This window comes from Cryobacterium sp. RTC2.1, from assembly GCF_035018685.1.
Classification (GTDB): Bacteria; Actinomycetota; Actinomycetes; order Actinomycetales; family Microbacteriaceae; genus Cryobacterium; species Cryobacterium glucosi.
The window spans coordinates 1-9205 of sequence record NZ_JASJXJ010000154.1 but is presented as its reverse complement, the minus strand read 5'-3'; the positions used below and the strand labels follow the sequence as shown (position 1 = coordinate 9205).

General features: G+C 67.5%; 6 protein-coding genes. 3 read left to right on the top strand and 3 right to left on the bottom strand.

Annotated elements, in window-relative coordinates:
* The 3 genes from QN357_RS15715 to QN357_RS15705 form a co-directional block, all read left to right on the top strand.
* Nucleotides 1-1428: response regulator (locus QN357_RS15715; protein ID WP_323505173.1), on the top strand; the 1428-nt coding region annotated here is incomplete at its 5' end.
* Nucleotides 1429-1586: 158 nt separating this feature from the next.
* Nucleotides 1587-3119, top strand: a complete 1533-nt coding sequence (locus tag QN357_RS15710; RefSeq protein WP_134558635.1) for an alkaline phosphatase — start codon at nt 1587-1589, stop codon at nt 3117-3119.
* An 11-nt stretch (nt 3120-3130) separates the two neighbouring features.
* On the top strand, nt 3131-3664 hold the full coding sequence (locus QN357_RS15705; protein ID WP_134558636.1) for a hypothetical protein: 534 nt from the start codon (nt 3131-3133) through the stop codon (nt 3662-3664).
* A gap of 127 nt (nt 3665-3791) precedes the next feature.
* Here QN357_RS15705 and QN357_RS15700 read toward each other — a convergent pair whose 3' ends face one another.
* From QN357_RS15700 to QN357_RS15690, 3 genes are all read right to left on the bottom strand, one after another.
* Nucleotides 3792-5402 carry an HNH endonuclease signature motif containing protein gene (locus tag QN357_RS15700; RefSeq protein WP_323505172.1) on the bottom strand — a complete coding sequence of 537 codons (1611 nt, stop codon included), beginning with the start codon at nt 5400-5402 and terminating at the stop codon, nt 3792-3794.
* 110 nt (nt 5403-5512) lie between these two features.
* Nucleotides 5513-7297 carry an APC family permease gene (locus tag QN357_RS15695; protein WP_323505171.1) on the bottom strand — a complete coding sequence of 595 codons (1785 nt, stop codon included), beginning with the start codon at nt 7295-7297 and terminating at the stop codon, nt 5513-5515.
* A gap of 174 nt (nt 7298-7471) precedes the next feature.
* Nucleotides 7472-9091 carry a carboxylesterase/lipase family protein gene (locus QN357_RS15690; RefSeq protein WP_323505170.1) on the bottom strand — a complete coding sequence of 540 codons (1620 nt, stop codon included), beginning with the start codon at nt 9089-9091 and terminating at the stop codon, nt 7472-7474.
* Nucleotides 9092-9205 lie beyond the last annotated feature (114 nt).

Sequence of the window (9205 nt, the reverse complement as noted above, 5' to 3'; positions counted from 1 at the left end):
TTCAGTCAGGTGGATGCGTCCACGACGCGGGTGTATGGCGGTTCGGGTCTGGGGTTGGCGATCAGTCAGGCCCTGGTGGAGATCATGGGGGGCCGGATCGAGGTGACGAGTACCGTCGGGGTCGGCTCCACCTTCGCATTCACCATCGCCTGGCGGGAAAGCCCGTCGCCGGAGCGCCGCGTGACCGAAACGATCTCACTTGCGGGACTCCGCGCGCTGATGGTCGACGACAACGAGGCCAACCGTCGGATCCTGTCCGGTCAGCTCTCCCGGTGGGGGATGAAATGTACCGTGACCGCGACGTCCGATGAGATGATCGCGGACGCCAGGAACAGCCCTGTTCCCGATATCGCGATCCTCGACATGCAGCTGCCGGGGATGGACGGCGCTGCAGTCGCCCGGGTGCTGCAGGACCTGCCGGGATGGCAGGACACCCCGATGATCCTGCTCACGAGCATGAGCGCGACACTGAGCAAAGCGCGCAAGGCGCCGTTCGCGGCGGTCCTGACGAAGCCGGTGCGCAGCGCCCAACTGCAACGCGTCGTCATCGAAGTGCTTTCCGGCCAGGTCGCCGCGGGCTCCGAGGTGCCCGCGCGTGCGGACGCAGCTTCCGGATTGCGAATCCTCCTCGCGGAGGACAACCTCGTCAACCAGAAGGTCGCGCAGTTGATGCTCGCCAAGGGCGGTCACCGCGTGGACACCGTCAGTAACGGTCTGGAAGCCGTTCAGGCGGTCCAACTCGGCGACTTCGACGTCGTCCTGATGGACGTGCACATGCCGATCGTGGACGGGCTCGAGGCCACGCGGTTGATCCGGGTACTGGGCGACAGTATCCGCCAGCCCATGATCATCGCGCTGACGGCGAGTGTTACGGCGGAAGCGCGCCGGGCCTGTGCCGACGCGGGCATGGACCAGTACCTCAGCAAACCGATCCGGGTCGAGGAACTCGCGGAGGCCCTTGCCCTCACCAGTAGGGTGCCAGTGCCAGTGCCAGTGCCAGTGCCAGTGCCGACTCCGGTGCCGAGTCCGGAGCCGGACCTCGCGGCAGGCCTCTCCACGACGCCGGTGGCCGAGAAAGCACCGGTGCTCGATCCCGAGTTGTTCGGCTACCTCGACGAGATGGGCGCCGAGACCAAGGCCGTTCTGCTGCAACACGTCCTCGACGAAAGCGGCGGCCACCTGGCGGCCCTTCGGGCGGAGCTCGACCGCGGCAACCTGGTGCAGGCCGCGTTCATCGCCCACCGGCTGCGCGGGAGCAGCGCCACGATCGGGGCAAGCGGGCTCGCCGCCGTATGCGGGGAGATCGAAGCATCCGCCAACCATGGTGGACCGGTCACGGAGGATCACCTGGCCAGGCTGGAGGCAGTCATCGCCGAGGTGACGGCGGTGCTCACTCCCCACCTCGCGGCCACGCTCGACGCGAGGTGACCCTGCTCGCCGGGCAGCATCAACCGTCGACCGGGCAACGGTCAGAGTCTGTTCACCGGGGGTACCCGTCACTGTTACCGGCACGCCATACCGTGTGAGCAGTGGCAACATGAGCTGCCGCTCCGAGTGCTCCATCGCACAGTTTTGGGAGAATCCTCATGAAGAGACAGACCTCCGTTTTCACCTCGACCACCCTTGTGACCGCACTGGTCGCGAGCGTCATCCTCACTGGATTCGGCGGTGCCGCTCTAGCGGCCTCAGCCGATGACGGAAACGACAGGGCCCGCGCCACCAACGTCATCTACCTCCTGGGCGATGGCATGGGTCGCACCCACGTCACCGCCGCCCGCGAACGCTACTACGGCGCCGCAGGCAAGCTCGCCATGGAAACGCTGCCTGCCCAGGGCTTTGTCAGTACGTACGCCGTCGAGAAGCTCTCCGGCCAGCCGGGTGCCACCGACTTCAAGCCCAATCCGGTGACCGATTCGGCCTCTGCGGCGACGGCATGGTCGTCCGGTGTCAAGACTTACAACGCGGCCCTCGGCGTCGATGCCAAGGGTACGGTCGTTCCCACGATGATGGAACTGGCCAAGAAGGCCGGCTACCGCACCGGAAACGTCTCGACCGCTGAGATCACGGATGCCACTCCCGCCGGCCAGATGAGCCACGCCCTCGCCAGGGGATGCCAGGGTCCGGTGTACTCCGATGCGGCCTGCCAGGACCTGTCCATCACGGGGGCAGCCCTCCCGACGAGCGACGTACGGGTCACCCCCATCGCCGACCAGATCGCCCGCAACGGCACGGCCGACGTCATCCTGGGTGGCGGGCTCAGCCGTTTCGATGCCGCTGACGAGACGGCGCTCAAGGGGCAGGGCTACTCGGTCCTCGGCTCCATCACCGGCCAGTCGATCGCCACGAAAGCCGACCTGGCCGCCGCCTCCGGTGCCAAGGTCTTCGGACTCTTCAACAAGGGCAACCTGACCGTTGAGAAGACCAAGCAGGACAACCCGTCTTCGGTCCAGGCGCAGGAACCGACCCTGTCGGAGATGACGAGCAAGGCCATTGACTTGCTGCAGAAGGGCAAGAACAACGCGGACAAGAACGACCGGAGCGGAAAGGGAGGCCAGGGGTTCTACCTTCAGATTGAAGGCGCCCTGATCGACAAGCGCTCACACGCCAACGACGCCGCGCAGACCCTCGGCGAGATGAAGGCATTTGATGACGCGGTCGCCATCGTCAAGGACTTTGCCAAGCGAGACGGACACACCCTCGTCATCGTGACCGCGGACCACGAGTGCGCCGGATTCAACATCATCGAGAAGGGCACCTTCACGAACGCCGAGGCCGGGACTCCGCCGGCCAACGTCGACAGCGGGAACTCTGCGAACAACTCCACCCCGACCCGGCCGTCCAATTCCAAGGATGCCGCCCGCTCATCGGGCATCGTGAACGGTGCCGGCGCCGCAGACCCGAAGAACTTCGGACCGGCGACCTTCCGGACCCCGACGGATGCGGCGGGTGTCGTCGACGGCTCCCCGGACGCCGGACTCTGGTTGACCTATCTCTCCGGCAATCACACCGGGGCGGATGTCCCGGTGTTCGCCACGGGGCCCGGGTCGGATCAGCTCCAGGGCACGATCGATAACACGGCGCTCTTCGGGATAGTCGGGCGCGCGCTCCGAGTGGTGTAGTCGGACCTCGCATGAAGACCAGATCCGGAATCGCCGCGGCGCTGAGTGCCGTCGCCATCTGTGCGGTCGTCGGCGTTGCCGTGTATGCGGCGGCAACCGGCGCCCACAGTGACGCGCAAACGGCCGCCGCGACGCAGTTCACTCCTCAGGCGACCTTTGCAGGACTGACACCGTCGACCGGGAACCCTGAGCTTGAGAGCCTGAATCTGGTGCACCCGAGCCCGGGGACGATCGTTGCGGCGGCCGGTCCCTTCGACGACCGGTTCGTGCTCGAGGACCTCGCCTTCGACGGGGGTGCGGTATCGGGTGCCGTACGTGTGACGAGCGACGTGAGCGACGTGCTCGACCTCGAGGTGCTGGCCGGGTTCTATGACGCCGATGGTGTCCTGGTCGGCAGTGGTCGTTTCGTCCACCACCTGAGCGAGGACACCACCCACACCGAGCCGCCGATAGAACGTCAGGAGTTCACAATCGCGGTACCCGGGGATGTGTCCGGCCGGGCCGTGGCCGTGTCGATCGGGGTCCCGGTCCTCGTCAACGAATGACCCGGTGAGTCGCGGGCCGGCCTGTTCCCCGTGTGCGTTCGCAGGCCGGCCTGTTCCCCGTCATGAAGCACCCGCGCTGCACCATTCCTGGTGCGAGCATCGCGACCTCACGCGAGCCCCATTGGGATCAGACCCGGTCATCGTCGCGGAGGATCGCGTTCTTGCTGGTGAGGGGGATGGGTTTCTGGTCGGGGTCGAGTCCGGGTGGTGGGGTGAGCCAGTACTGGCCGGTGTCGTCGCGGGTAATGTGCCAGTGTTCGTTGTGGAGCCTGAGGTGGTCGGCCCGGCAGAGCAGGATGCCTTGGTCGAGGTTGGTCTGGCCGGTGTCGTCTTTCCAGTGTTGGATGTGGTGGGTTTCGGTCCAGGAGGGTGGTCGGTCGCAGCCGGGCCACCTGCAGCCGCCGTCGCGGAGGGAGAGGGCCGCGCGTTGGGCGGGGCTGAAGGTGCGTTGCTCCCGGCCGAGGTCGACGCCGTGGCCGTGGCCGTCGAAGGTGACGTCGAGGATCCCGGTGTCGTAGAGGTTGCGTTCGAGGGTTTCGGTGGAGACGGTGACCGCGGTCCCTTCGATGACGCCGGGTTGGAGCGCGGGCGCCTCGGTTTCGGGGTCCGTCCCGGCATCGGCTGCGGGTGACGGGGCCTCGGTTGGAGCGGCATCGGTGGGTGTGGCGCTGGTGGGGCGGATGGTGATCATGCGGACGGCGGGGCTTCGTCCTCCGGCGATGCGTTTCGGGTCGGCTTTCACGCCGAGTTTCATCAGGGCCAGGAACGCGTCCGCGGTGAGCTGTTCGGTGGTGCGCGGGTCGTCCTGCACCCGTTTCGCCCACGCGGCCTGCTCCTTGTCCACGAAGCGCACCCCGCCCCGGCGGGGACTGGTGATGGCGTCGTAGGTACTCATCAGGTATTCGCCGTCTTCGGGGGCGAAGAGGCCGACCATGCGCACCTGCCCGGTGTGGAGTCGCCAGAACCGCAGGGACCGGTCGTCGTAGACGGCTTTCTCGCGGGCGGCGATGCCGGCCTCATCGAGCACGTCCCGCACCCTTCGGGCGCGCTTGAACAGCTGGTCAGTGTTCAGGGTCCGAGCTTCGGTGAGGAGCCGGGCCAGGGCGGACGCGAGTTTCTCCGGGGTGATCGCCCGGTCCAGGTCGCCGAGCCCTTTCCGGAGCGAGTCTGCCTTCTCAACACTGAGCCAGCCTTCTCGCAACGCCCGGCCGATCGGCGCGTGCCACGGCGGTACCGCGGCCGCAGGAACCGGCGGGTCGACTGGCGGCAGGTCTGGAGCGGCCTCGTTGAGGGGCGGAGTCCCGTCGAGTAACTTCTGCGCCTCGGCGGCTTCGCGGGCGGCCTTCTTGGCGGCGTCGGCCTCGGCCAGCAGCCGGCCCACCCCGAGGAGCTTGACAGCATCGCCCTTGCTTGACCCAGACACGCTCTGCAGCAGGTCTTCCGGGGTCCGGAACCCGTGCCGGGCCGCGAGCCCGTTCCCGCCGAGTTCCGGACGGGACCGCCGGGCGAGTGTCGCGGCGAACCAGGCAGCCTGGGTGTCCAAGGCCCGCCGGGCTCCCGCGATCAACACGTGCCCCTCGAGCACCGCCTCGTCACTGAGAGTGTCGACAGCGGCGGACGAACCACCCAGCCCGGTGACGACATCCGCCATCGACCGCAACCCGCCGAGAACACCGCCCTGCACCCGTTCGCCATGCGGCTGATCGGGTGAAGCGGGTGACTCGGGAAGGTTGATCATGCCCCCACGCTACGACCAACCACCGACACTCTCTGAGCATGGCTCAGGTCTGTGGAAACTAACTCTGATCAGGTATCTGGTGAGGACAGGGTCGCTCGATCACCCGCCGGCTACTCGTCGTCGGCCTCGGCGCGCGGATGCCGTTTCGCGTCGGCAGGGGGGAGGTCGCCGGGCGTGCTGACTTCCTCGCCGGTCTCGGCGTTGACGGCGGTCTGGCCGGGCGGAAGGTTCGACAGGTCCGGCGCGATCATCGTCGGCATCAGCTTGGAGTCCGGCAGTCCGAATCGAGGAATCGACTCCGCTTCGGTTGTGGCGAGCACGAGGTCGTCGGACTGGCGCGGCAGGGTGCGACCGCGGAAGAAATTCGGGTTGACCGCCCACCAGACCAGCATCACGACCACACCGAGCACCAGTGCGCCGATCCCGACGACGGCGACGGCGCCGATGCCGAAGATCGTGACGTTGTCCCCGTTATCGTCGGTGAGCCAGTCGACCGTGGCGTACTGCTGCAGCCCGTAGACGAAGGCCGCGGTCAGCATCAGGCCGCCGAGCAGTGGGAAGAGGCCCCGCATGATCACGTTCCGGAACGACGACCACATCGACCTGCGGTAATACCAGACGCACGCGAAACCGGTGAGCCCGTAGTAGAAGGCGATCATCAGGCCGACGGAACCGATCAGCGCCCCGAGCAGCTGGACACTGATCAGGGTGAAGAGCAGGTAGAACCCGATCGAAATGCCGCCCATGGCGAGGGTGGCCCAGGTCGGGGTGAGGTACCGCGGGTGGATCTTTGCGAAGCGTGCGGGCAGGGCGCGATAGACACCCATCGACAGGGCCGTGCGGGCGGTGGGCAGGATCGTGGTCTGCGTCGACGCGGAGGCCGAGGTGAGGATCGAGGCCGAGAGGAGGAGCATCGCGAGGTTGCCGAGGGTGCTGTCACCGAACAGCGCCGGCCCGATCGCGGCGAAGACGTCCGCCGAGTTCGCGTCGTTGCCGAGTCCCACACCGTCGGTGCCGACCCCCGCGAAGGCGACCGCCGCGACGGTCACGAGGGCATAGGTGCCGAGCAGGAGCAGGGTGCTGATGATGGCGGCCCGGCCAGGGGTCTTGCTCGGGTCGGCCGTCTCCTCGTTGACGGAGACGGCTGTGTCCCAGCCCCAGTAGATGAACACGGCGGTCAGCACGGCCGGGGCGATCACGCTGCCGAAGTCGAGCGTGAACGGGTTGAACCAGTCGAGCGTCGGGGTCAGCGAGTAGCTTTCCGCGCTCCCCGTGTACACGCGGATGAGCGCGAAGACGGCGAACATGATCAGCACGACAACCTCGATGCCCAGGAGCACGTACTGGATGCGGGCGGAGAGTTCGATACCGCGGTAGCAGATCCAGGTCATGATCACGATCCAGAGCACACCGGCGACCGTCGACCAGAACTGGTCGTTCGCGAGGTCGGCGACACCCGTCAGTCCGAGGTCGCCCATGAAGGTGAATGAGTAGGAACCGGCCACCTGTGCGAGGTTGGCCATCACGATGACGTCTGCGGCGATGATGCCCCAGCCACCGAGCCAGCCGGTGATCGGGCCGAACGCACGGGTGGCCCAGGTGAAGGTCGTTCCGCAGTCCGGCTCCGCCTTGTTGAGTTCCTGGTATGCGACCGCGATGAGGTACATCGGGATGAAGGCGAGCAGCACGATACCCGGCGCCTTGACGCCGGCGAGAAGGGCTCCGCCGCTCGCGACGATGAAGCCGAGGCTCGCGGCGAGGCTGTACGCGGGGGCCGTTGACGCCATTCCGACGACGATGCTCGACAGCAGGCCGAGCGCCCCGCCTTTCAGCCCCTTGCTGTCGACCTGGTCGGAACGTTTCTCGCCGGCTTGGGACGAAGCGCTATCGGTCATCGGTACTCCCCACGTGAGGGCCGACCGGGGTCGGCAACAGGGCGGAACAGGACGAACGCGGTCCCTCAGCGGTGAGCGATCGTGATTGACACCGTTCTACCCCTGTTTCCCGCGGCCCGCACCTGCCCAATGTTCCGGTTTCGCATGTTTCTGGGCCGAGGGAGGGACCCGCGATCACCAGTCGGGCAGGAACTCCTGCCACACTGCCCGACGGTCCCCGCGGGGATCCGACTCGACGCGGTCCTCCGCATCGATGATCAGGGTCAGGCGGTCCTCCTCGGTGAAGCGGGGCCAGTCGGCGTCAGGACGGCCGGTGAGCGCGAAGTGCAGCCAGTTCCGGCGCATCCGCTCGCCCGCGTTGATGAAGAGCTCGCGACCGCCGAGCACGCTCATGATCCGGGCGACCGGCAGGTCGGTCTGGTCGAACAGGGCGAAAAGCTCGATTCCGTGGGTCGCGCCGAATCCGAGCATGTGCATCAGGCGCGGCGCGAGGTCGAAGCGGTAGACGTACACCGGCGCGACCCTGGAGTGCAGCTCCCCGAGCTGCAGGCTCGGGTACCAGAACACGAAGTCGCTGCCGAAATCGACCGAGCCGCGCAGCGGTGACAACCCCGCGTACACCGCGCGCATCGCCTCGTGTGAGCTCTCCGGTGCCTGGTCGAAGATGGCGCTGATCCGGGGAGCCGAATGCGGCAGGATGTCGACCCTGCCGCGGAAGAGGGTGCCTTCCCGCTCGTTGGAGCCGATGATGAGCGGGACCCGGTGTTCGCGGCCGGCGCGGAAGGCATCGACCGGGCGTTCCGGCAGGAAGTCGCCGTCGACGACGGGCACGAGGCAGAAGGTGCCCGGGTTCGAGTCCGGGGTCCGGGTCTGCACCGCGATGACAGCCTGGGAGATCACGTCGGCGGGTGCCATGGCGAGCAGCTCGTCCGGGGCCAGGCCGACCGCTCCGGCGTCGGCTTCCGTGAGCGTCCGCAACTCCTCGACGACCTCCCCGGCCCAGGCATCCGTGAGTTCCCGCGAGAACGCGGCGTTGGACGGCGAGCTCTGGGCGATCGCGCGCGCGAAGAGCCCCTCGGCCGCCGGCGTCGCCATCAGTGTGATGACGGCGTTCCCTCCCGCCGATTCCCCGAACACTGTGACGTTGTTCGGGTTCCCGCCGAAGGCGCGGATGTTGTCCCGCACCCAGCGCAGGGCGGCGACCTGGTCGCGCAACCCGAGGTTGCTCTCAAAGGGGTGGTCCGGCGTCGAGTATCTGGTGAAGTCGATGTAGCCGAGCGCCCCCAGGCGGTAGTTGAAGCTCACGTAGACGACGCGGCCGCTGCGCACGAAGCGCTCGCCGCGGCCGGTGAAGTCCTGGGAGGACCCCACGCTGTACCCTCCGCCGTGGATGAACACCATCACCGGCAGGCCGAGCCGGCGCGGGTGCCCCGCGGCCGGGCGCATGACATTGATTGTCAGGCAATCTTCCCCTGAGGCGCTGCGCGGCCCGTGCGCCCGAAATTGCCCGCGGTGCGGTTGTGAGGCGATCTTCCCGAACCTCGAGGCGTCACGGATGCCTGCCCACGATTCCACAGGACGCGGCGCCCGGAAACGCCCGTCGCCGACCGGTGGCGCCGCATACGGGATGCCGCGCCAGGCCAGGATCCCGTCCTCGTGCACTCCGCGCACGATCCCGCCGCTGACGCGGACGTCGAGCCGGCCCCGGGGGAGCGAGACGGAGCGAAGGGGGGCTCCCAAACCGGGGCCGGGGCCTGGATGCGGTTCATCGTCGAGGGTCACTGCTGTGGACATGCGCTCCTCCTCGTGGGAATCTTCTGGAGTTGTCTTGGTGAACCGTCCCGGTTTTCCTGCCGCTTTCTTTCTGGTGAAAGGATTCGGATATGCCCAAGAAACACCCAACAGAGG